The 23,256-nt window shown below is 65.9% G+C and carries 22 protein-coding genes and 1 tRNA gene; 15 read left to right on the top strand and 8 right to left on the bottom strand.

What is annotated here, in order from left to right:
• Positions 1-31: 31 nt before the first annotated feature.
• From hppD to ACQR50_RS08135, 4 genes are all read left to right on the top strand, one after another.
• Entirely contained in the window at positions 32-1,093 is a 1,062-nt protein-coding gene (hppD, locus tag ACQR50_RS08150) for a 4-hydroxyphenylpyruvate dioxygenase (protein ID WP_428970550.1), read from the top strand.
• A gap of 119 nt (positions 1,094-1,212) precedes the next feature.
• A complete protein-coding gene (gene hmgA, locus ACQR50_RS08145) occupies positions 1,213-2,493 on the top strand; it encodes a homogentisate 1,2-dioxygenase (protein WP_428970549.1) in 1,281 nt (426 codons plus the stop codon).
• A complete protein-coding gene (gene maiA / locus ACQR50_RS08140) occupies positions 2,490-3,122 on the top strand; it encodes a maleylacetoacetate isomerase (protein WP_428970548.1) in 633 nt (210 codons plus the stop codon). Before hmgA ends, maiA begins: the two co-directional genes overlap by 4 nt.
• A complete protein-coding gene (locus ACQR50_RS08135) occupies positions 3,119-3,478 on the top strand; it encodes a Rieske (2Fe-2S) protein (protein ID WP_428970547.1) in 360 nt (119 codons plus the stop codon). Before maiA ends, ACQR50_RS08135 begins: the two co-directional genes overlap by 4 nt.
• Here ACQR50_RS08135 and ACQR50_RS08130 read toward each other — a convergent pair.
• Complete coding sequence (locus ACQR50_RS08130; protein ID WP_428970546.1) at positions 3,468-4,298, bottom strand: PEP-CTERM sorting domain-containing protein; 831 nt, start codon at positions 4,296-4,298, stop codon at positions 3,468-3,470. The two genes, ACQR50_RS08135 and ACQR50_RS08130, sit on opposite strands and share 11 nt — an antisense overlap.
• Before the next feature lie 141 nt (positions 4,299-4,439).
• Between ACQR50_RS08130 and ACQR50_RS08125 the strand changes: the two genes are divergently transcribed.
• The 4 genes from ACQR50_RS08125 to ACQR50_RS08110 all read left to right on the top strand — a co-directional run bounded on the left by ACQR50_RS08125 (position 4,440) and on the right by ACQR50_RS08110 (position 6,529).
• A complete protein-coding gene (locus ACQR50_RS08125) occupies positions 4,440-4,715 on the top strand; it encodes a metal/formaldehyde-sensitive transcriptional repressor (protein WP_428970545.1) in 276 nt (91 codons plus the stop codon).
• 47 nt (positions 4,716-4,762) lie between these two features.
• Positions 4,763-5,719, top strand: coding sequence for a CDF family Co(II)/Ni(II) efflux transporter DmeF (gene dmeF / locus ACQR50_RS08120; RefSeq protein WP_428970544.1), 957 nt, complete (start codon positions 4,763-4,765; stop codon positions 5,717-5,719).
• A gap of 35 nt (positions 5,720-5,754) precedes the next feature.
• Complete coding sequence (locus ACQR50_RS08115) at positions 5,755-6,387, top strand: L,D-transpeptidase family protein (RefSeq protein ID WP_428970543.1); 633 nt, start codon at positions 5,755-5,757, stop codon at positions 6,385-6,387.
• A gap of 68 nt (positions 6,388-6,455) precedes the next feature.
• Positions 6,456-6,529: transfer RNA gene (locus tag ACQR50_RS08110), tRNA-Gly, on the top strand.
• A 25-nt stretch (positions 6,530-6,554) separates the two neighbouring features.
• Here ACQR50_RS08110 and ACQR50_RS08105 read toward each other — a convergent pair.
• On the bottom strand, positions 6,555-7,532 hold the full coding sequence (locus ACQR50_RS08105) for an NAD-dependent epimerase/dehydratase family protein (RefSeq protein ID WP_428970542.1): 978 nt from the start codon (positions 7,530-7,532) through the stop codon (positions 6,555-6,557).
• Positions 7,533-7,710: 178 nt separating this feature from the next.
• A complete protein-coding gene (locus ACQR50_RS08100) occupies positions 7,711-8,481 on the bottom strand; it encodes a competence/damage-inducible protein A (RefSeq protein WP_428970541.1) in 771 nt (256 codons plus the stop codon).
• 50 nt (positions 8,482-8,531) lie between these two features.
• Between ACQR50_RS08100 and map the strand changes: the two genes are divergently transcribed.
• Both map and ACQR50_RS08090 read left to right on the top strand, forming a co-directional pair.
• Positions 8,532-9,359 (top strand): type I methionyl aminopeptidase, encoded by an 828-nt coding sequence (gene map, locus ACQR50_RS08095; protein WP_428970540.1) that lies wholly within the window; start codon positions 8,532-8,534, stop codon positions 9,357-9,359.
• A 7-nt stretch (positions 9,360-9,366) separates the two neighbouring features.
• A complete protein-coding gene (locus ACQR50_RS08090) occupies positions 9,367-10,878 on the top strand; it encodes an ABC1 kinase family protein (protein ID WP_428970668.1) in 1,512 nt (503 codons plus the stop codon).
• On the opposite strand, the gene ACQR50_RS08085 is transcribed toward ACQR50_RS08090, so the two are convergent.
• On the bottom strand, positions 10,875-11,816 hold the full coding sequence (locus ACQR50_RS08085) for a hypothetical protein (protein WP_428970539.1): 942 nt from the start codon (positions 11,814-11,816) through the stop codon (positions 10,875-10,877). The genes ACQR50_RS08090 and ACQR50_RS08085 overlap by 4 nt on opposite strands.
• Positions 11,817-11,914: 98 nt before the next feature.
• Between ACQR50_RS08085 and purL the strand changes: the two genes are divergently transcribed.
• Positions 11,915-14,140, top strand: coding sequence for a phosphoribosylformylglycinamidine synthase subunit PurL (purL, locus tag ACQR50_RS08080; RefSeq protein ID WP_428970538.1), 2,226 nt, complete (start codon positions 11,915-11,917; stop codon positions 14,138-14,140).
• A 10-nt stretch (positions 14,141-14,150) separates the two neighbouring features.
• Here purL and nhaA read toward each other — a convergent pair whose 3' ends face one another.
• On the bottom strand, positions 14,151-15,557 hold the full coding sequence (gene nhaA, locus ACQR50_RS08075) for a Na+/H+ antiporter NhaA (protein WP_428970537.1): 1,407 nt from the start codon (positions 15,555-15,557) through the stop codon (positions 14,151-14,153).
• An 82-nt stretch (positions 15,558-15,639) separates the two neighbouring features.
• On the opposite strand from nhaA, the gene ACQR50_RS08070 reads away from it, so the two are divergent.
• The 3 genes from ACQR50_RS08070 (at position 15,640) to ACQR50_RS08060 (ending at position 17,461) form a co-directional block, all read left to right on the top strand.
• Positions 15,640-16,887 (top strand): DUF418 domain-containing protein, encoded by a 1,248-nt coding sequence (locus ACQR50_RS08070; protein ID WP_428970536.1) that lies wholly within the window; start codon positions 15,640-15,642, stop codon positions 16,885-16,887.
• An 80-nt stretch (positions 16,888-16,967) separates the two neighbouring features.
• Entirely contained in the window at positions 16,968-17,138 is a 171-nt protein-coding gene (locus ACQR50_RS08065; protein WP_042489390.1) for a (2Fe-2S)-binding protein, read from the top strand.
• 71 nt (positions 17,139-17,209) lie between these two features.
• Positions 17,210-17,461, top strand: a complete 252-nt coding sequence (locus tag ACQR50_RS08060; protein WP_428970535.1) for a hypothetical protein — start codon at positions 17,210-17,212, stop codon at positions 17,459-17,461.
• A 4-nt stretch (positions 17,462-17,465) separates the two neighbouring features.
• Here ACQR50_RS08060 and ACQR50_RS08055 read toward each other — a convergent pair whose 3' ends face one another.
• Complete coding sequence (locus ACQR50_RS08055) at positions 17,466-18,536, bottom strand: PepSY-associated TM helix domain-containing protein (RefSeq protein ID WP_428970534.1); 1,071 nt, start codon at positions 18,534-18,536, stop codon at positions 17,466-17,468.
• A 2-nt stretch (positions 18,537-18,538) separates the two neighbouring features.
• Entirely contained in the window at positions 18,539-20,623 is a 2,085-nt protein-coding gene (locus ACQR50_RS08050; RefSeq protein WP_428970667.1) for a TonB-dependent receptor, read from the bottom strand.
• 278 nt (positions 20,624-20,901) lie between these two features.
• Here ACQR50_RS08050 and ACQR50_RS08045 point away from each other — a divergent pair, with 278 nt between their 5' ends.
• The gene (locus ACQR50_RS08045; RefSeq protein ID WP_428970533.1) at positions 20,902-21,744 is read left to right on the top strand and encodes a type 1 glutamine amidotransferase; all 843 of its coding nucleotides are present in this window, start codon (positions 20,902-20,904) and stop codon (positions 21,742-21,744) included.
• A gap of 12 nt (positions 21,745-21,756) precedes the next feature.
• On the opposite strand, the gene ACQR50_RS08040 is transcribed toward ACQR50_RS08045, so the two are convergent.
• The gene (locus tag ACQR50_RS08040; protein WP_428970532.1) at positions 21,757-23,181 is read right to left on the bottom strand and encodes a L,D-transpeptidase family protein; all 1,425 of its coding nucleotides are present in this window, start codon (positions 23,179-23,181) and stop codon (positions 21,757-21,759) included.
• Positions 23,182-23,256 lie beyond the last annotated feature (75 nt).

Here is a 23,256-nt window from a genome sequence, read left to right as displayed (position 1 = left end):
ACGGAAGATACTGGATCAGGAGTTGGACGTCATGGCAACCACCCCGAACAATCCGCTGGGCCTGGACGGCTTCGCATTCTGCGAATTCACGACGCCCGAGCCCGATACGCTGGCGCGCCAGTTCGACGCGATGGGCTTCGTTCCGACGCATCGCCATCCCGCAAAGGCGATCACCCGGTACAAGCAGGGCCGCATCACCCTGTTGCTCAACGCCGAGGAGCAGGGCCAGGCGGCGGACTTCCGCGCTGAGCACGGCCCATCGGCCAGCGGCATGGGCTTCTATGTCGCCGACCCGGCCGAGACGTTCGACCACGCGGTCAAGGGCGGTGCCACCCCGGTCGACGCGGCGCGCGGGTGCCTGACCCCGGATGCCAAGGCGATCGAAGGGATCGGCGGCAGCTATCTTTATCTGGTCGAGGCGGGCAGCGACCTGTTCGCCGACTGGACCGAGATCGAAGGCTGGCAGCAGGCCGAGATGGAGAACAATGTCGGGCTCGACCTGCTCGACCACCTGACCCACAATGTCCGGCGCGGCGAGATGCGCACCTGGTCGGGCTTCTACTCCAAGCTGTTCGGCTTTGAGGAACAGAAGTATTTCGACATCAAGGGCAAGGCGACCGGCCTGTTCAGCCAGGCGATGATCGCCCCCGACAAGGCGATCCGCATCCCGTTGAACGAGAGCCAGGATGAGAAGAGCCAGATCGAGGAATTCATCCGCGAGTATAATGGCGAAGGCATCCAGCATCTCGCGCTGACCACCGACAATATCTACGAAACCGTCGAAAAGCTGCGCGCACGCGGCGTCCGGTTGCAGGACACGATCGAGACCTATTACGAACTGGTCGACAAGCGCGTGCCCAACCATGGCGAGGATCTGGAGCGGCTGCGCAAGAACCGTATCCTGATCGACGGCAATGTCGGCGAAGAGGGCATCCTGCTCCAGATCTTCACCGAGAATATGGTCGGTCCGATCTTCTTCGAGATCATCCAGCGCAAGGGCAATGAAGGCTTCGGCAACGGCAATTTTCAGGCCTTGTTCGAGAGCATCGAGCTGGACCAGATCCGGCGCGGCGTCATCACGGTGGATGCATAAGCATCCGCCGATGCGCGCACGAAGGTGCGCGAGCAAGCCCGGCCAGCGCGGCCGAGCCAGCGCATAAGGCGCGGCTTGGCCGCGTCTGACGCGCTGGCGTGTTGTGGAGAGGAAAAGAGATGACGAGATCCTACATCCCCGGCTTCGGCAACCACGTCGCGACCGAGGCGGCTCCCGGCGCCCTCCCCATCGGCCGCAACTCACCAAAGCGCCCGGCTTACGGTCTCTATGCAGAGCAACTGTCCGGCACCGCCTTCACCGCGCCGCGTCACGAAAATCGTCGCTCCTGGCTTTACCGCCTACGCCCGACCGCCGAGCATCCGCCCTACGAGCCCTATGACGGCGCGCCGCGTTTCGCGCCCGGCACCAGCACCAGCCCCCTGCCCCCCAATCGCCTGCGCTGGGATCCGGCGCCGATGACGCCGCCGGGTACCGACTGGATCGACGGGATGACGACGATGCTCGCCAACCGCGATCCGGCGGATCTGGAGGGCGTCGCCGTCCATGTCTATGCCTGCAACCGCAACATGGAACGCGTGTTCGTCGATGCGGACGGCGAACTCGTCTTCCTGCCGCAATCGGGCCGCTTGGTCATCCTGACCGAGCTGGGCCGGATCGACATCGCGCCAGGCCAGATCGCGCTGGTCCCGCGCGGCGTCCGCTTCCGCGTCGAACTGCCCGATGGCGAGGCGGCGGGCTATGTCGCGGAAAACCATGGCAGCCTGTTCCGCCTGCCCGATCTGGGCCCCATCGGCGCGAACGGGCTGGGCAATCCGCGCGATTTCGAGACGCCCATTGCCTGGTTCGAGGATCGCGACGAGCCGACCCAGGTGGTCCAGAAATTCCTCGGCTCGCTCTGGACGATGACGCTCGACCACAGCCCGCTCGACGTGGTGGCGTGGCACGGCAATCTCGCGCCCTGGCGCTACGACCTGTCGCATTTCAACACGATCAACACGGTCAGCTTCGACCATCCCGATCCGTCGATCTTCACCCTGCTGACCTCACCCAGCGACGTGCCGGGCCGCGCCAATGCCGATCTGGTCCTGTTTCCACCGCGCTGGATGGTCGCGGAGGACACGTTCCGTCCGCCCTGGTTCCATCGCAACGTCATGTCGGAGGCGATGGGCCTGATCACCGGCGCCTATGACGCCAAGGCGGAAGGTTTCCGACCCGGCGGCCTGTCGCTCCACAATCTGATGGCGGGCCACGGCCCCGACCTCGCCAGCTGGCAGGGGGCGAGCAACGCGGAGCTGAAGCCGCACCGGATCGAAGGCACCATGGCCTTCATGGTCGAAAGCTGCTGGCCCTATCGCCCGACGACCCATGCGCTGTCGCATGCGCAGCTCGATTACGACGCCGTGTGGAAGGACTTTCCCAAGGCCAAGCTGCCCCTATGAGCCTGACTCTCCACGGCTATTGGCGGTCGAGCGCCGCCTATCGGGTGCGATTGGCACTGGCGTTGAAAGGCTTGTCCTATATCAGCGTCGCTCACGACTTGCGTATGGGGGCGCAGCGAGCCGCCGATTATCGCGCGCTCCAGCCGCAGGGCCTGGTGCCGGTGCTGGAGGGGCCGGACGGTCCGCTGATCCAGAGCCCCGCCATTCTCGAATGGGTGGAGGAACGCTATCCCGATCCGCCGCTACTCCCCGGCGACAGCGCCGGGCGGGCCGTGGTGCGGGCGATGGCGGCGATCGTGGCGTGCGATATCCACCCGATCAACAATCTGCGCGTCCTGACGATGCTGCGGCAGGATATGGGCACCGACGAAGCCACCATCACCCGCTGGATCGGCCATTGGGTGACGGAGGGTTTCGCCGCACTGGAGACGCTGATCGAGCGGCACGGCGCGGGCTATGCCTATGGCGATACGCCGACGCTGGCCGACTGCCATATCCTCCCGCAAGTCTATAATGCCCAGCGGTTCGCTGTCGACCTGTCGCCTTTTCCCCTGCTCGTCGCGGCGTCCCAGCGCCTGCGCGAACGGGTGCCCGAGGCATCACCCGAGGTTCAGGGCGACGCGGCATGAGCGACGAACGCCTGACCGCTACGCCCGCCGGGATCACGCTCGGCCCACTCGATACCGTCGCCGACGGCGCGGCACGCAATTTCGTGCTCCAGATGCGGGCGGGCCGTTTTCACGGCTTCGTCGTGCGGCGTGGCGAAGCGGTCCAAGGCTATGTCGACCGCTGCCCGCATATGGGCTTGCCGCTGGCACAGGAACTCGACGCCTATCTGACCCCGAATGGGGAACGGATCGTCTGTTCCTGGCACGGTGCGATTTTCGACGTGGCGGACGGCCAATGTCTGGGCGGCCCCTGTATGGGACAGCGCCTGACGCCCTGGCCGGTCACGGTGCGCGATGGCGCGATCGTTACGGCGTGACGGCCGTCACCTCGGCATGGGCGATCGCCTGCAACCGGCCGATGAGACGCGGCTCCAGCCCGAGATCGATCCCCGCCCGCTCCTGTTCGCCCAGCCGCCGGACGTCGAACCCGGTGATCTTTCCGAAGACGACCAGCGCCTCCAGATAATAGCCTGCCGCGCTGGCATGATACTGGTCCCAGCTCCACAGATCGACCTGTCCGAAGGCGATGCCGTCATAAGGGTTCGGATCGGCGACCCGCTCTGCCCAGGCCCTGTTCCATGCCTGCCCCACCGGGATCGTACCCGAGATTTCGGGATAGCGTCGCACGGCATAGGCGTTGCCGACCGCCAGATCGTCCGCCATCGCGGTGATCGGCTTGCCGCGCCAGGGACTGGCGGTACGATAGGTCAGGTCCGCACGGCTCCAGGTGGACACCAGCTCGACCCGAACACGCGGATTGGCCCGGCGCAGCATGGCGGTCAGCAGCCCGGCGGCCTCGGCATGACGCGTCGGATCGCCCGGCCGCTGCGCATCGAGGGTGCTATAGCCCTGTAGCACGACGACATCCCAGCGCCGGTCGATCTCCTTGCGCTTCTGCTCGTAATGATAGGCGAGGTCGCGACCGGGCGCGGTTTCCAGGCTGACCTGCCAGTCCTGGCCCGCTTCCTTCGCAAAGGTCTTGAACAGCGCGGGCACGCCGCCAATGCCTTCCCGGTTCAGGTCGCGGACCAGATCGGGGCGATAGCGCATGACCGGCGAATGCGCGCCGAAGGTGAAGCTGTTGCCGACGAACAGGATCGACTCCGCCGCCGCCGGGGCGGATGCGGTCAATGCCACCGCTATCAAACCCCCACGCCGAATTTTTCCCATCATGCCCGTACCTTTGCTCTTCATGGCAGCCCTTCTGACGGATGCCGCAGCGGATATGCAACCCGCCAGTTGATCGAAACTGCCATATACCCTATACCCCTATCCATTATGGCGCATGTCACTACCAGCAAGGAAAAGATCATCGCGCGTGTCCGGCGGATCGCGGGACAGGTGGCCGCGATCGAGCGGTCGGTGACGGCCGAAGCCGATTGCGCCGAGACGCTGCATCTTGTCGCGGCCGTTCGCGGCGCGGTGGCGGGATTGATGGACGAGCTGGTCGAGGATCACCTCCACGCCCATGTCGCAGCCCCCGACCTGTCCGACGAGGAACGCAAGGCCGCGGCGACCGAGCTGGCCAAGTTGCTCCGCCGTCATTTCCGCTGATTGCCGATCAAGGACGTCTTGCCGTGAACAGCCCCGTGAACGCCCCCATGAATACGCATAGCCATGACTATCTGGGCCATGCCCATGACGAGAATGCGCGCCGCACCCGCCTGGTGGTGTGGCTGTCGACGGGGATGATGGTCGGCGAGATCGTCGCGGGCTATCTGACCGGATCGATGGCGCTGCTGGCCGATGGCTTCCACATGGCGACCCATGTCGGGGCATTGGGGATCGCGGCGATCGCCTATTCCTATGCCAAGCGTCATGTCGCCAATCCGCGCTATAGCTGGGGCACCGGCAAGGTCGGCGAACTGGCGGGCTTCGGATCGGCGATGGTGCTGGGGCTGGTGTCGCTGGGCATCGCCTATGAGTCGGTCATGCGGTTGGCCGATCCGCATGCGGTTGCATTCGGGGATGCGATCTTCGTCGCGGTACTGGGTCTGCTGGTCAACATCGCCAGCGCCTGGCTGCTCGGCCATGGCCACGGGCATGATCATGGACACAGCCACGGCCACTCCCATGGCCACGGCCATTCGCACGATCATCACGATCATGACCATGATCACGGGCATTCGCATGACCGCTATGGCGGCGACACCAACATGCGCGCGGCCTATATCCATGTCCTGGCGGATGCGCTGACCTCGGTCATGGCCATCCTGGCTTTGGTGGCGGGGCGCTATCTGGGCTGGGTCTGGCTCGATCCGGCGGTCGGGCTGCTCGGTGCGGCGGTCATCGCCAACTGGTCGGTCGGACTGATGCGCCAGGCCTCGACCGTATTGCTCGACGCGGCCGATCCCAAGCTCGCCAGTCAGGTCCGCGACCGGGTGGAGGCACCCGGCGACCTGCGCATCCACGACTTCCACATCTGGCGGATCGGACCCACCGCCCATGCCGTGGTCCTGTCGGTCGAGGGCATCGACACGGCGCTGACCAGCGCGACGATCCATCGGCGGCTGGAGGGGATGGCCGCGCTCGGCCATGTCACGGTCGAAATCCGCTAATCCCTTGTTGAAGAAGGGGTGGTAGAAGGCGCGGGATGAGAGCGCTGCAAATTCTGGCGGGAGCCATACTTCTGGGCGTGGCGGGCGGCGGCGTGATGCTGGCCCGCCATGCCGCTCGCGATGACGCGCCCCGGCCCGCCAAGACGACAGCGCCACGCATCCTTCCGCCGCCACCGGTCGCGGCCCCCTCGCCTACCCCGACGCCCGCGCCCTTCGTCGTCCGCCGTATCCTGGACCTGAAGGGGCCATTGAAGCACGGCGACTTCGTATGGGATGAAAGCGGCGCGCCCGGCGGTCCCATCGTCATCACGGTGGATCTGACCGCGCAGGTCGTCTCGATCTTCCGCGACGGCTATGAGATCGGGACAGCTGCGATCATCTATGGTGCGGACAATATGCCGACGCCCCTCGGCGTGTTTCCCATCCTGCAAAAGGACGCGGACCACGTCTCCAATCTGTACGACGCGCCCATGCCCTATATGCTGCGGCTGACCAATGACGGCGTCGCCATCCACGCCAGCGATGTGCGCTACGGCAACGCCACCCATGGCTGTATCGGCGTACCTACCGGCTTTGCCAAAAAGCTGTTCGCCGCGACGAAACTGGGCGACCGGGTGATCGTAACCAACGGCAAGACCATGGCGCTGGGCCAGTCGATCCTGGGCTGACGACCCCGAAGAAATTTGGCCCCAACCGCTTGCTAAATTCCCATGGCTTGAATAGGCAGCACCACGACGCGGGTGTAGCTCAATGGTAGAGCAGCAGCTTCCCAAGCTGAATACGAGGGTTCGATTCCCTTCACCCGCTCCATCACACCGATGGCCGTCGCGTCCTCTTACACGCGATAATAATCGCGATACCAGGCGACAAAGCGCTCCAGGCCTTCGGCCAGTGCGACCTTGGGGGCATAGCCGGTCAGCGCGTTGAGCTTCGACACATCGGCATAGGTGGCGGTCACGTCGCCCGGCTGCATCGGCTTCATGATCTTGATCGCGTTGCGGCCCAGCGTCCGCTCGAGCGTGGAGATCATGTCCATCAAACCGACCGGCTGGCTGTCGCCGATGTTCAGGATGCGGTGGCTACCGCGCTCGGGCGGGTGGTCCAGCGCACCCACGATGCCGTCGACGATGTCCGCGATATAGGTGAAGTCGCGCGCCATCCGGCCCTCGCCGAAAATCTCGATCGGCTCGCCGTTCAGGATTTTCCGGGTGAACGAGAAATAGGCCATGTCCGGCCGCCCCCATGGGCCATAGACGGTGAAGAAGCGCAGCCCCGTCTGTGGAAAGCCGTAGAGCGCCGCATAGGACTGGCTCATCAATTCGCAGGCGCGCTTGGTCGCGGCATAGAGTGACACGGGGGAAACGGACGGCTCGTCCTCGCTGAACCCTTGCCCGCCCATCGGCTTGTCGCCATAGACCGAGCTGGACGAGGCATAGACGAGATGGACGAAACCCGGCTGGTGGCGACAGGCCTCCAGCACCGCGAGTTGCCCGCCGATATTGGACCGTTCATAGGCGAAGGGATGGTCGATGCTGTGGCGCACGCCCGCCTGCGCCGCGAGGTGGACGACGCGGTCCACGCCATGGTCCCGCAACAGCGCGGCGACGGCTCCGGCATCCGCAACATCCATCGCATGGAAGGAAAATCCGGGAACGCCCTGCAAACTGGCAAGCCGCGCTCGCTTCAGCGCCGGTTCGTAATAGTCGTTGAGATTATCGATCCCGATGACCGTCTCACCACGTGCGAGCAGGCGATGGGCGGTGGCGTGACCGATAAAGCCTGCCACACCGGTAACGAGGATGGGGGCGGCCATTGGCTTAGAGTCCCAAAACCGCATCGGGGCGAACGATCCACCCTGTTCCAGTCACCGCAATCCGCATCCGGAACCACTCCATATCATCGACCATTCGGGGTAGGCATACGCTACCTCATGACCCGCCTTTAGGGCGCCAGTCTTGAAAAAGTACGAACAATTCAAAAGGATCGGCGGCTCAGATGCCGCCCGCGATGACGTTGCGACCATCGGCTTCCAGAGCGAGGGTCAGATCCCGCAGACAGGCGTCGACCTGCACCGCATCGGGGCTTCGCACGACGAAATTCGCCCCCGTCCGCCCCTCGCGGAAAAAGGGATAGCTGCCGATGGCCACGCCCTCATGCGTCTTTTCGGTCTGACGGAGCAACTCGGCGACCTCGCTCTCGCCGACCCAGCAGCCGATTGTTCCCGACACGACCGGGCGGCCGCCCTCCAGCGTGCCGGTCAGCGCGTCGAGCATGCCAGCCGTAATGTGCGGCACGCCCGCCATGATGAAGATGTTGCCGATGCGGATACCCGGCGCGCCCGACACACGATTGGGGATCAGTGAGGCGCCTTCCGGCGTCCGCGCCATCCGGGCGCGGGCGGCAGTCACCCCGCCGCGTGTTGTATAATAATCCTCCAGGACCGCGCGGGCTTCGGGATGCTCGATCACCGGCACGCCCAGCGCCGCAGCGATCGCGTCGACCGTGATGTCGTCATGCGTCGGCCCGATGCCGCCGGTCGTGAACAGATAGTCGTTGCGGACGCGCAGCGTGTTCACCGCTTCGCCGATCGCGTCCGGCCGGTCGGCGACGACCCGCACTTCGGCCAATCTTATGCCTTGTACGTTCAACCAGGTGGCCAGCTGCGCGATGTTGCGATCCTGCGTCCGGCCCGAGAGGATTTCGTCGCCGATGACGATCAGCGCGGCGGTCCAGATGCGCTCGGATGGGGTCGCGGTTTCCATGCGCCCGACATAGCCTCGCAAAAACAGTCGCGCCACGCTATATCGCCGTCATGACCGATTATGTGACCGTTTCAGCCGACGCGCCCCAGGGGCGGACCGGCGCGATCAAGCTCTGGGGCCGCGAGGCGTTCGACGGGATGCACAAGGCGGGCCGTCTGGCCGCCGAGACGCTGGACATGCTGGTCCCGCACATGGTGCCGGGCGTCAGCACCGCCGAGATCGACCGCCTGATCCACCAGTTCATCCTCGAGCGCGGCGGCGTGCCCGCGACCCTGGGCTATCGCGGTTACACCCATTCGACCTGCATCTCGATCAACCATGTCGTCTGCCACGGCATTCCGTCCGAAAAGACGTTGAAGTCGGGCGATATCGTCAATGTCGACGTCACCCCGATCGTCGATGGCTGGCATGGCGATACGAGCCGCATGTACCTGATCGGCGACGTGCCGCTCAAGGCGCGCAAGCTGGTCGAGGTGACCTATGAGTGCCTGATGCTGGGCATCGAGCAGGCCAGGCCCGGCAATCATATGGGCGATGTCGCCCATGCCATTCAGCAGCATGCCGAAAAGCATCGTTACGGCGTGGTCCGCGATTTCTGCGGCCATGGCCTGGGCCTGTTGTTCCACGACGCGCCCGAAGTCGTCCATGTCGGTCGCCCCGGCACCGGCCCCGAGCTGAAGCCCGGCATGATCTTCACCATCGAACCGATGATCAATATCGGGCGCCCCGACGTGAAGCTGCTCGATGACGGCTGGACGGCGGTGACACGCGACCGCTCGCTGTCGGCACAGTTCGAGCATTCCATCGGCATTACCGAAGAGGGCTGCGAAATTTTCACGCTCAGCCCGGCGGGCTATACCCAGCCGCCCTATATCTAAGGCCATGATGCTGGGTGCGATCCGGGTTGCCGCACGCGACCGCACCCGACTGGCCGAGGTGATCGCGACCACTTCGCGCTTCGGATTGGACATGCTGCTGGCGCGGCTCGGGCTCGATCCGGCGCGGCGGGATCCGGATGCCCTGCCCTTCGACCTGCCCGCGCGCACTCGGCAGGCGATGGAGGCCCTCGGCCCGGTCTGGGTCAAGCTCGGCCAGATCCTGGCCACCCGCGCCGACCTGCTGCCGCCCGAATGGATTGCCGAGCTCGAACAACTCCACAGCGCCGCTCCGCGCCTGCCCTTCGCTGACTTGCGCGAACAGGTGGAAGCCGCGCTGGGCGAGCCGCCCGAGACCGCCTTCGCCCGGTTCGATCCCGAACCGCTGGCCGCCGCTTCGATCGCGCAGGTTCACCGCGCGGCGCTGGCGGATGGCACGGAGGTCGTCCTCAAGATCCGCCGCCCCGGCATCCGCCCGGTGATGGAAGCCGACCTGCGCCTGCTGACCCAATTCGCCGTGATGGTCGAGGCGACCAATGCCGAAGCTCGGCGCTATGGCGCGGTACGAATGGTGCGCGAACTCGGCCGCGACATCCTGGAAGAACTCGACTTCACCAACGAAGGCCGTAACGCCGACCGCATGCGTGAGGATTTCGCAGGCGACACGCGGGTGGTCGTCCCGACGATCCACTGGACGCAGACGTCCGAAACACTGCTGGTGATGGACTTCATCGAAGGCGTGCCGCCGCGCAACGCCGCGATCCTGCAACAGGCGGGGATCGATCCGTCGGCCATCGCCTCGGCCGGGGCGGACATCGTGCTCGACATGACGCTCATCAACGGGCGCTTCCACGGCGACCCGCATCCCGGCAATCTGCTCTGCCTGCCCGGCAACCGGATCGCCATGCTCGACCTCGGCCTGATCGGCCATGTTTCCCCGCGTCGGCGCGAAGAGGTGATCGCCTTTACCCAGTCGATCGCGAACAGCGACCCGGCCTTGCTGGCAGAGACGCTGAAGCAATGGTCGCAAACCGATGATATTCCGCCCGATCGCTTTCAGGCGGTCGCGGACCGGCTGGTGGCCCGGCATGGTGGCGGCGCGTTGCGGCTCGCGGCGATCCTCGGCGACATATTCCCGGTACTGCGCGAAGAACGCATCGTCCTGCAGCCCGACATGCTGCTGCTGTTCAAGGCGCTCATCACCATCGACGGCGTGCTGAGCGGCATCCAGCCCGACTTCGACCTGTCGGCCGCGCTGCGCCGGGCCAGCACACGAATCGTAGAGGCGCGTCTCGCCCCCGAACGCTGGACCAGGCGGGCCGCAGCGCTGGCGCTGGAGCTCGACCGGCTGGGCGACGACCTCCCCCGCCTGATCCGCGCGACCACCCGCAAGCTGGAGAGCGAACAGTCGGGCCTTTCCACCAGCGGCATCGAAGCGGCGATCCGCACCGGCGCAGGCTGGATCGCGACCGCACTGGCCTTTTCCGGCGTCGCCATCGCGGTGGCGATGCGGCTGGGTTAGTTCAGCCGCTTCAATTGATCACCAAGACCGAAGGGATGGCGGCGATACTCCTCGCGCCAATTCACGCCCGCTTGCTCCAACATCTCTGCTTCGATCGCGCCATAGACGTATAATGCGCTTCGTTTCCAGACCTTCAAGCCTTGGTCGCGAACCGCGCGCAGGCTCGTTGCAAGTCCGCTCCAGCGTCCCGCCGAGTCGTTGCGCATGGCGGCATCGCCTTGCCGGGCCAGGGTCAGTTCGGTCCAGCGCGCAACGCCTTCCTGACCGACCTGAAACTCGTAATAGCGCCGGTCCGCCGGACTGACCTTCGCCAGCGCCGCCTCACGCGCCGTCACATAGGCATTGGTCGCAGAACGACGCTCCTGTGGCGACTTGGCGTCCAGAAAGGCCAAGGCCGCATTCCCCATCGTCAAAAAGGCCGCCCCCACTCCAGGGTCGGCATAGGGGAATGGATAATTGAGCATCCAGCTGCCATCGCTCGATCCAGCACTTAAGCCCAATGCTTCGACTGTTCGGGCGTAGTTGGGCATATGCGATTGATAGAGATGGAATGCCTCGTGCAGCACCATGGCTTTCCAATAGGCGGCGCTCATTTCCAAAGCCTCGGGATAACCGATCGCGATCGTCTCCCCGCCCGAAAAGAAATCGGCAGCGGCGGACAGGCCGATATCCAGTTCACGAGGGCGGATCTGCAACGAACATTTTGTGAGCGGATCACGCCCCGCTGACGCAAAGCCCTTGACCGCCCGGTGGCAAAACAGGGTCTCGCGCTTCGGCCCGATCAGCACCAAGTCCAGGGGCACCTTGGCAAAGCCCGGCCAAAGACGGTTTCCAGCACCTCGATAGATATGCTGTGCCTCGGCCAGCATCGCCCGCTCCCGCTTGGGCGGCAGTTCGCCCCCCGCCAGAGCGGCACCCATCATCAACGCCAGAATCACTGCGCCCGCCCCTTGCTTGTTGCCCCGCGGCGATCATGACGCATCTGGCGCAAGACCGATAGTGACGAACCCGCGACACCACGTTAAAGGCGCGGGCCATGACCGAGATCACGCCCCAGATCGTCGCCGACCACGGCCTGTCCGAAGAAGAATATCAGCGCGTCCTGACCGCGCTGGGCCGCGAGCCGAACCTCGTGGAGCTTGGCATCTTCTCGGTCATGTGGTCCGAGCATTGCAGCTACAAGTCGAGCCGCATCCACCTGAAGAAGCTGCCCACCGAGGGGCCCCAGGTCATTTGTGGTCCCGGCGAAAATGCGGGCGTCATCGATATCGGCGACGGCCAGGCCGCCATCTTCAAGATGGAGAGCCACAACCATCCCTCGTACATCGAGCCCTATCAGGGCGCGGCGACCGGCGTCGGCGGCATTCTGCGCGACGTGTTCACCATGGGTGCGAGGCCGGTCGCCAACCTGAACGCGCTGCGCTTCGGCCGTCCCGATCACCCCAAGATGCGCCACCTGATCTCGGGCGTCGTCCATGGCATCGGCGGTTACGGCAACTGCGTCGGCGTGCCCACCGTGGGGGGCGAGGTGAATTTCCACCCGGCCTATGACGGCAACATCCTGGTCAACGCGATGACCGTGGGCGTCGCCGATCAGGACAAGATCTTCTATTCGGCCGCCAGCGGCGTCGGCAATCCGATCGTCTATGTGGGCTCTAAGACCGGCCGCGACGGCATCCATGGCGCGACCATGGCGTCGGCCGATTTCGGCGAGGATGCGGAGGCGAAGCGTCCGACCGTGCAGGTCGGCGACCCCTTCACCGAGAAGCTGCTGATCGAGGCGTGCCTGGAACTCATGGCGTCGGACGCGATCGTCGCGATCCAGGACATGGGCGCGGCGGGCCTGACCTCGTCGTCGGTCGAGATGGCGTCCAAGGGCGGCGTCGGCATCGAACTGATCATGGATGACGTGCCCCAGCGCGAAGAGGGCATGACGGCCTATGAGATGATGCTGTCGGAGAGCCAGGAGCGCATGCTCATGGTGCTGAAGCCCGGCCGCGAGGATTTCGCCGAGGCGATCTTCCGCAAGTGGGAACTGGATTTCGCGGTCATCGGCCATGTTACCGAGACCGGCCGTATGGTCCTGCGCCACAAGGGCGAGGTGGTGTGCGACATCCCGCTCGCCCCCCTGGCCGACGACGCCCCGCTCTACGACCGTCCGCATGTGCCGACCGAGGTGCCCGCCGCGATCACCTCGCCGGGTTGCCAGGACCCGGCCGCCGATCTGCTGAAGCTGATGGGCTCGCCCGACATCGCCTCGCGCCGGTGGATCTGGGAGCAGTATGACCATATGGTCGGCGGCGATACGGTGCAGCGCCCCGGAGGCGACGCCGCCGTGGTCCGCGTCCATGGCACGCAAAAGGGGCTCGCAATGAGCACCGACTGCACGCCGCGCTATTGCTATGCCGATCCGGTGACCGGCGGCATGCAGGCCGTGGTCGAGACGTGGCGCAATATCACGGCGGTCGGTGCCAAGCCGCTCGCCATCACCAACTGCCTCAACTTCGCCAACCCGCAGCGCCCCGAGATCATGGGCCAGATCGTCGGTTGCCTCGAGGGCATGAGCCAGGCGTGCCGCGCGCTCGACTATCCGATCGTGTCGGGCAACGTCTCGCTTTACAACGAGTCCAAGGCGACCGGCGGGGGCTCGGCGATCCTGCCGACCCCGGCGATCGGCGGCGTCGGTCTGATGGCCGACTGGTCCAAGTCGGCGACGGTGGCCTTCAAGGGCACGGGTGACGTCATCGTGCTGATCGGCACCCCCAAGGGCGAAATCGGCCAGTCGCTCTGGCTGTGCGAGGTGCATGGGATCGAAGGCCGCGAGGCTGGCCCGCCCCCGTCGATCGACCTAGATGCGGAACGTCGTACCGGCGATCTGGTCCGCGAGGCGATCACCGCTGGCCATCTGACCGCCGTGCACGACGTCTCGGACGGCGGCATCGCGGTGACGGTCGCCGAGATGGCGCTGGCGGGCAATATCGGCGCGCTGATCCAGTTCCCGGAACAGGGCGAGGCCTGCCGTCAGCTCTTCGCCGAGGATCAGGGCCTGTACCTCGCCACGGTCGAGGATACCGCGCTGATGGACTTCCTGGCGAACGCGCATCAGGCGGGCGTCGAGGTCGAGCGGATCGGCCGCACGGCGGGCACGCGCCTGATCTTCGAGCGCGAGGACGGCGATTTCGTCGTGGCGCTGGACGATCTGCGTCGCGCGCATGAGGGCTTTTTCCCCGCGCTGATGGGCGCGGACGCCGCCCTCGCCTAACGCTCTGCCCCTAATCCTCTGACGGAGCCTCGGCGGCGTGCCGGGGCTCCGCACAGTGGCGTAGGATCGCATAGCCGATCGCCGCCGCCAGCACCGAGGCCAGCAGCACGCCCAGCGACGCCGCCTCGCGCATCTCGCCGTCGCCGAATGCCAGCCCCGCGATGAATAGCGAGATCGTAAAGCCGATCCCGGCCAAAGCGCCGACGCCCGCCACCATCGGCCATGTCACCTGGTCGGGCCGCCGCGCCAGACCCAGCGCAGTCGCCGCCCATGTGAAGGTCAGGAAGCCCAGCGGCTTGCCGATCACGAGGCCCAGCACCACGCCCATCACCAGCGGCCCCCCGATCATCGACAGCAGATCCCCCGAAATGTGGATGCGCACGTTCGACAGCGCGAACAGCGGCAGCACGACGTAATTGACCCAGGGGGTCAGCACCTCGATCAACCGGCTGCTCGCCTCACGGGTCGCGGACGCCATTTCGTGCAGATAGCCCAGCCGTTCCTCGGCCCGCTCGCGATGCCGATGCTCTTCCTCGTCGTCATGGGCATCCTCGGCCGCATCATGCGCGTCGCGGAATTCGTCGACGCGTCGCTGGACCCGCTGCGCAAAGGCATGCTGTTGCAGCCGGGGCTCGACGGGGACGGTCAGGCCGATCAGAACCCCGGCGATCGTTGCATGGATGCCGGACTCCAGAACGCCGCCCCACACGACCAACGCGAGCAGCACATAGGGCACCGACGACACCCAGCCGATCCGGCGTAGCCCCATGATGCCCGCCAGCCCAGCCGCCGCGACAACCAGCCCCCATGGATCGATCGCGCCGCTATAGGCGAAGGCGATGACCAGCAGCCCGCCGACATCGTCGACGGCCGCGAAGGCCAGCATCGTCGCGCGCAAGCCCGCAGGCAGCCGGTTCGCAAACACCGCGATCAGCGCGAGGCCGAAAGCCGTGTCGGTGGTGATGACCGCCCCCCAGCCGGGTTGCGCGGGCGTGCCCCCGGCGACCGCCAGATAGAGCCCCACCGGCACCAGCATCCCGCCCAACGCCCCCGACAGGGGAAACGCCGCGCTGCGCCAGTGCGCCAATGGCCCTATCGCCATTTCCCGCTTCACATCCGCGCCGACGATCACGAAGAACAGCGGGAGAAGCGCGTGGTCGATCCACTCGGCCAGCCGGTGCGACACCTCGCTCGTTCCGAACCCGATGGTGACGGGCGTATCCCAGAAGCGCTCGAAGCCGCCCGCCCAGGGGCTGTTGGTCATCGCCAGCGCCAAGATCGTCGCGAGCAGCAACGGCCCGCCCGTGACCTCCCGTCCTGCGAACAGCGGCTCGATCTTGCGCAGGAATGCCGACGCGGCGGGCGAGTGATGCGCGCGCGCGGTGGCGCGGCCGGTCAGGCGAGGCGATAATCCCATGGGATTCCAATGCGTCGCCAGCACGGTGGTTGCATCCCCGCCAACGCAGGCTAAGCCCCGGCAAGTGCGACGGAGCTATTCCTTGGCCGACAGTCCTGCCCCTGCCCCCACCCTGACGTCGGCCGCCCCCGGTGAGCGGCTGTTGTCGCTGGACGTGCTGCGCGGGGTGGCGGTGATGGCGATCCTGCTCGCCAATCTGCCCGGTTTCGCCTTGCCCGACCCGGCCTATTCCAACCCGATGGCATGGGGCGGGCGGCGACCGATCGACATCGCCATGTGGTTCCTGACCGAAAGCTTCGTCAACGGTCGGATGCGGGGGCTGTTCTCGCTGCTGTTCGGGGCATCGACGCTGCTGGTCATCCAGCGGGCGGATGCGGCGGGGTGGAACGGAGCGTCCTTCCATCTGCGGCGGATGGCGGTGCTGTTCGTCCTGGGTCTGGTCCACCTGACCTTCATCTGGACCGGCGATATCCTGGCCCATTATGCGCTGGTCGGGATCGTCGCCCTCGCCTTTGTCGGCCTGACGCCACGGGCCTTGTGTTGGACCGCCCTGGGCTTTGCCGGACTGTCCATGGCATTCGGTGCGCTGGACTGTCTGGGGCTGTTCGTCGCCGCCGCGCGGAATACGCCCCAAATGGCGAGCCTGTGGGATAGCTATCAATTGGCGTTCGGCACGCCTCCCGCCGCCAGCCTCGCGCCTGAGATCGCAGCGATGCGCGGGTCCTGGGCCATGGCGACCGACTTTCGGCTGGAGAATAACGGCAATCCGTTGATCGACCTCGTTCAGATCGGCCCCGACACGCTCAGCGCCATGCTGCTGGGCATGGCCGCGTTCAAGTCGGGCTTCCTGACGGGCGACTGGCCGCGCGCCGCCTATCGCCGCTGGGCGATAATGGGCCTTGGCCTGACCATCCCCGCCTATGCCGCGATGGCTTTCGGTATCATGGCCAGCGGATACGACGTTCGCGCGGTCACTCTGGTCGAGCTGCTCCTGAACGTGCCCTTCCGCTTGATCGGGACGATCGGCTATGCCGCACTGATCCTGCTGCTGATGCGGCCGGGCGGCTGGTGGACGGTCCGGATCGCGGCGGCGGGGCGGATGGCCTTCACCAACTATATCGCAACCAGCCTCCTCATGACGGCGGTCTTCTACGGTCACGGCCTGGGGCAGTTCGCCCGCTGGAACCGGGCAGAACTCTATATGCTGGCGCCCCTGATGTGGGGGTTGATGATGCTTTGGTCGCAGCCCTGGCTCGCCCGTTTCGGACAGGGACCGCTCGAGCGCCTATGGCGACTGGCGAGCCGGGGAATGGTTGGCAGAACGCGATAATTTTCTGCAAACGCCTCGCAATATGCTTGCGATCCACTCTCATTAGCGCTAGACGGGAGGCGTAATCGATGGAGAGCGCCTTGGTCGTCTGCGTCTGCAATGCCATCCGGGAATCCCAGGTCCGCGACGCGGCTCGCGCCGGTTCCATGACCCCGTGTCAGATGTATCAGGCGCTGGGTCGCCAGCCCAAATGCGGCCAGTGCGCGGTCCTGGCACGGGCCATCATCGAAGAAGAACGCGCCGCCGCCTGAGTCGCGCGGCAGGCCCGCCGCCATGCGACCATAACCCCTCTTTCGCGTTGGGGTGTTTTGGGAGAGCGGCGATGAGCGACCGGACCAACCTTCAGATCGGCCTGCGCCGCAGCGGCGAAATGGCCGCCGTCTTCATGATCGGCGACGGGCTGCTCGGCCTGTTGCAGCCGAAACGGCATGTCGAACTCTGGCGATCGGACGTCCCGGCGGTCGATCTGCTCGTCCGCCCCTTCGCCGACCGTCCCCTGCGCCGCCGAGCCTATGGCCTGTTGCAACTGGCGGCCGGTATCGCACTCGCCTCTGCCCTGCAAAAGCCTCGGTAATCCTCTATAGGCGGGATGCTCTGACGGGGCGGCGTGGCCGCCGGAACCAGAAGGTCCAGACCGCCAACGACCCCAGCAGGGTCAGGGCCAGGCCGCTGACGGTCATCAGCAGCTTCCACGCCAATCCGCCGACACGCCCGGCATGGAGCGGATAAAGCATGTTATAAACGCGGGCAGCTCGCGGCATCGCCATCGCGTCGTTGCTCGACAACAGACGGCCGGTGGCGGCGTCGAAGACCAGGGTGGTTCGCCCATTGGGCAACCATTCGTCTGCCCGCCGCATCCGCAGCATGATCGGGTCCCCCGGCTTGCGCGGCATGGTCAGGATACGGGGAACCGCGTCGGGGAAACGCCGGCTCGCCGTCGTCAGCATCGCTTGCCAGGGCGGGCTGGCCGCCAGCGGTCCGCCATGCACCTTGCCCGGCCGCAGCGCCGCCAGCGCCTTGGCGGGGGAGCCGAAGGGTGCGACGACGATCATCGCCACTGGCCGAAACACCATCGCCGCGCCGGTGATGCTCGACAGCAGCAGCAGCGGCGCAACGATGATCCCCAGATCGCGGTGATGCATGAGGATCGCCGGACGGCTCATCCGCTTGGGCAACAGCCGCCATTTGAACGTCCGCCGGGTTCGCCACCACAGGATCGTGCCCGACACCACGAAGAACAGCCCGCACAACCCGGCGATGCCGATCACCGTCTCGCCGATATCGCTGGCGAACAGATGGTGGTGGAAATCGAACAGCCACAGCTCGGGCCGCTCCCACTGGCTGCTCCAGCGATCGACGACCCGCCCACCCTGATCGGCATAGGCCCCTGCCCCATGGGCAAGGCGAAGCTGGTGCAGGGCAAAGCCGTTGTCGGCGAACACCACGCTCTCGCCGCCCTTGGGCTGCGGGAGCAGGCGCTGGACCGCCGCCGCGACGGAGGCCGGATCGCGGATCAGCGGCATCGCCTTGCCCGGCACTAGGATCAGCGCGGTCTTCCAGACCAGCAGGCATCCGGTCAGACCCAGCAGACCCAGCACCAGACCGATGACGCCGCCCGTCCAGCGGTGGAGCAGATCGAGCCACTTCATCGTCAGAACCTCACGTCCCAGCCCAGCGTAACGGTACGCCCGCGCCCGGCGAAATAGCTGAAATTGTCGGTCGGCAACCGGGTGTCGCTGGAATAGTCGATATAGAAGCGGTCGAGCAGGTTCTGCGCCGCGAGGTAGATGGTCCCCTTGCCCATATTATAGGCGATGGTCCCGTCAACGACGGTATAGCCGCCAAAGTCGTTACGCGGATCGCGCAGACGCCCCTTGAAGGTGCGCGACAGGAAGAACTGGCTCTGCAACCGCGCCGACCAAGGCCCGCGATCATAGCTGGCCGCCAAGTTGAGCCGGTCGGGCGAGATGTTGGCGCCGTCTAGATCGGTATCGACGATCCCGTCGGGCGGCGTTTTGCTGTCATAACGGCCCGACAGATGCGCATAGCCGATCGACAGGCGCGTCCCCGGCAGCGGCAGGTGCATGCCCAGATTGATCTCCAGCCCCTGGATCTCGGTCCGCAGCCGCTGCACATCGAAGATGCCACCCGGATTGGCGATCAGGAGTTGCCCCTTGTCGCTCGACGACCAGAAATAGGCGGTGCTGGCATCGAACGGCCCGCGTTTCACCTCGACGCCGATCTCGCGATTGTTCGAGACGATGGGCGCGATGTCGAGGAAGGTGTCGATCGAAACGCCCGGCCGGTTCACGGCGCGGGTAATGCGGCCGATATCGGGCACGGTGAAACCCTCGGCATAGCTGGCATAGGCGCGGATGCCGCGGATCGGCTCGACGATGACGCCACCGTTGAACAGCGCGTCCTGGAAGGTCGGCGTGCCGCCCTTCACCGCGACGCGGTTGGAGGTGGCAAGGGTGGTATAGTCGTCGATGCGGATGCGGACATTCTCCCACCGCACGCCGCCCGCCAGTCGCACCGCCTTGTCGAACAGCGCGAGGTTCAACTGGCCGAACGGCGCCAGGCTGCGGAAGTCGCTGGGCGGCACCCAGACGCGGTTCGTCAGGATCAGCCGCTGCTCGGTCCTGTCCCACAGAGCATCGAAACCGACGATCGCGGTCAGCGCCTCGAAACCGGGGATCGTGCGCTCATAGCTGATCTTGCCGCCGATCTTGCGGCTGCGGTTCTGCGACTGGTCGATCAGTGTGCCCACCGGCGCGATCAGCGGATCCTGGAAGGTCGCGATCGGGTTGATCTCCGCCCCGAAGGTGTCGCGGGTGCGGTTCCAGAAGATCTGGGTGACGAGGTTGCCCTGGGCCAGGTCGGGATCGGTCAGCGACAGCGCGACGCTCTCCGTCCGGCTGGCGGCACTGCGACCCGGCGGATTGCCGCGCCGGGCGCTGGTCGGCAGGCCGGTCAGGCGGTTGCCCGCCACCGCGACATAATCACCGTCGCCCTTCAGCTCGAACCTGCTGGCGATCAGGTCGAGCCGCATCGTGTCGGTCACGGCATAGCCCGCTCGCGCGAACAGAGAGGTCGTGCGCGAATCCTGCGTCTCGCCCTGGGTCAGGTTCAGGCCGACCCTGCGCCCCTCACCGTCATAGAAAACACCGCGCTTTTCATAGACCGCGCCCGCGCTGATATCGAAGCGGCCCGACTTGTACTGGAGCAGTCCGCCGACCTTGCCGCCCAGTCCTTCGCCGTGAAAATCGGTGTCGGCGGTGCCCTGTACCAAGGCGCGGCCGCTCAGACCCTCGCGACGCGGCGCGCCGACCGTCACCTGATTGACGATACCGCCCGTTCCGCCGACGCCCTGCAACGCGTTCGATCCATAGATCAGCTCGACCCGGTCGATGAAGAAGCCGTCGATCGTATAGCCGTCCCGGCTGCCGTCGCGCAGCGGCGTCGTCTGCGGAATGCCGTTGATCGCGTAGAGCGGCGAGCGTCCGCGCAGGGTCTCGCCCGCGCCCGACAGCTTCTGGCGCGTCGGTGAGAAGGACGGGGTCAGCGTCGCCACCGCATCGACCACCGAGCCGGAGATGGCGATCTGCTGATCCAGCGCCTGCTTGTCGATGATGTCGATGGTCAGCGGCAAGGCGTTGGGCGGCAGGATCGAGCGCGCCGCGCTGACGACGATATCCTGCGTCGGCGCATCGCCCGCATCTTGCACCTGCGCCATATCCTGCGCGTGACCGATCGCCGGATAAAATGCGACCGAGGTCATCGCCAGAAGCCGCCAACCCATATTCATATTCGCCACCCCCTTTGCGGTGGGCGGCTCTTAGGCAAAAGAATGCGGGATTGCAAATCGGTCGCATTAGCTAGACGGCGACAAATCTTTTCGCCGTCAGCCACCGGACCCACTATCTCGCCCATATTCCGGGGATTATTCGAAGCTTAGAGACGGACCATCCGACGCGGGCATGCGTTGTCGCGGCTCATCATCGAAAGCATGCAATGCCGCATTATCTGATCGCGCAAAGCGAATTGCCCGAGGAACGCGAAGCCCGTCGCCGCCGTGCCGGCAAAAGCTCGGGCGAGACCTATGCCGCAACGCTGAAACAGATGCAGCCGGACATTGCCACGACGATCGTCTCCCCGGCCGACGACGCCGCCTCCGGCTTTTCGACCGACCGTTTGGCCACGTTCGACGCGGTGTTCCTCACGGGCTCGCCGATGCACGTCTATGACGACAGCCCCGAGGTCCGGCGTCAGCTCGATTTCATGACGCGCGTATTCGCGGCGGGCGTACCATCCTTCGGCTCCTGCGCCGGTTTGCAGATCGCGGTCGCGGCAGCGGGCGGACGGGTGCGCAAAATGCCGGAGCGGATGGAGGCAGGCATTGCCCGACGCATCACCCCGACCGAGGCGGGGCGCGACCATCCGCTGCTCGCGGGTCGACCGCTCAGCTGGGACGCACCCGCGATCCATGGTGATGAAGTGGAGGTACTCCCGCCCGGCGCGACGTTGCTCGCCAGCAATGCCGTCACACGGGTGCAGGCGGCGGAGATCCGTTTCGACCGTGGCGTCTTCTGGGGTGTGCAATATCATCCCGAACTGGCGCTGCGCGAGATCGCGCTGGCCATCGCCGCACAGGCCGGTGACCTTGTCGAGGCGGGATTGGCGGATACCGAAGGCGATGTCGAAGCGTGGAGCAGCGATCTCGACGCGCTTCACGAAGCACCCGACGACCGGGCGCTTCGCTGGCGGCTCGGGGTGGATGGAGAGTTCGCGGAGGAACGGTTGCGCCGCCGCGAAATCGCCAATTTCCTGTCCCACCTCAGCAAGTTGAGAGGCTAGGCCGCCGGGCCGTTACGGCCCGACATCCGCTGCGCCCGTCACCACCCGGAGCGCCTTGCCCGCCTTGAAGCCCAGTGCCGCACCGACCCGGTCGTCCCAGCCATAGGGATCGTTGCGCACGATCGGCTCGCCACCATCGTCGAACAGCACCGTCTGGTAGAGAAGCCGGACGGGGATCTGTCGCGGCAGCTTGACGAAGCTCTCATCGCCCGTCTCGCGTGCCTTGTGCCACTCGTCCAGCACGCCCTCGTCCCTGGCAAGCATCTCGGCAAAGCCCAGCGCGTCGTCCACGCGGACGCAACCATGGCTCCGCTGGCGCTGGACCATGCCGAACAGCGCCTTGGCAGGCGTATCGTGCAGATAGATGGCATGGTCGTTCAGCATGTCGAACTTGACCAGCCCAAGCGAATTTTTCGGCCCCGGCTGCTGGACGATCCAGCCGTCCTTCCAGACCATGTTGTTGGCCTTCAGATAACCGGAGCCTTTCTTGGCAAGTTCCTTCTGCTGGATCGAGCGCGGCACGGTCCAGGTCGGGTTGGCGACGAGGCGATAGATGGGCGACCCCAGCTGCGGCGTCTCGGTATCCGGCTCGCCGACCACGACCTTGCGGCTGTCGACGATCTTACCGTCCCGCCAATAGGTCAGGCGCGCGGCGGCGATGTTGACGTCGATCCGCGTCGCTGGCGGCGTCCGCTCCAGCCAGCGCAGCCGTTCCATCGCCACCGCAATGGCCCGCGCCCGGTCGGCGTTGGACATGTTGAGGATCGCCAGCGCCTCGCTGCCGATGATGCCGTCGGGCTTCATGCCGTAATCGGCCTGCATCCGGCGCACCGCATCGACGACGGTCGGGGCATAGCTGGTCCCCTGCGCGGCTTCGGGTGCGAGATAGTCGAGGACGACCAGCTCGTGCATGATCACCGGCAGGCGCGGGTCGGTCGCCCCTGGCTTGATCGGCTCGCCGGTGCCCGCGATCTTGACGTCGGCATCCTGGGGCTGCTGACGCAGCTTCAGATAGGCTTCGGACAGTCGCTTGTAGTTGCCGTCCTGCGGCGCGAGGCTGTTCAGCCATTTGCTCAGGTCGCCGCTGCGCAGCGCCGCCGCCAGTCCGGCCTTCAGGTCGGGTGACGGTCGCGGCACGGTATAGACGTCGTAAAGCTTGGTCGGATCGGTCGCGCCCCGTGCCAGGGCCGTGGCGAAGCGGAGTGCCTGTTCGGTGGTCTTGACCTCATCGCCGGCCGACATGTCGAACGGCATATGGTCCAGGCCATGCGCCGCCCGTCCGTCGATCGCCTGACGCAACTGCCCGCGCGTGCGGTCGCTCCACTGGGCGGGACCGGCCTGCTCGTTCGTCGGAGACGTCGCATTCTGATCCGTCGCGACCTGACCGCCACATGCCGACAGCAGCAGTCCCAGCGCCAATACCGATCCCGTCCGCATATCCGTTCGTCGCTCCCTCGTTTCGGATCGTAAACGCACCGAAATGAAGTCGGCTCCCGCTTCGTTTGGAATGGC

It is taken from the genome of Sphingomonas sp. Xoc002, from assembly GCF_050408055.1.
Lineage (GTDB): Bacteria > Pseudomonadota > Alphaproteobacteria > Sphingomonadales > Sphingomonadaceae > Sphingomonas > Sphingomonas yabuuchiae.
The sequence above is the reverse complement of the archived record's forward strand: the minus strand, read 5'-3'. Positions and strand labels throughout refer to the sequence as shown.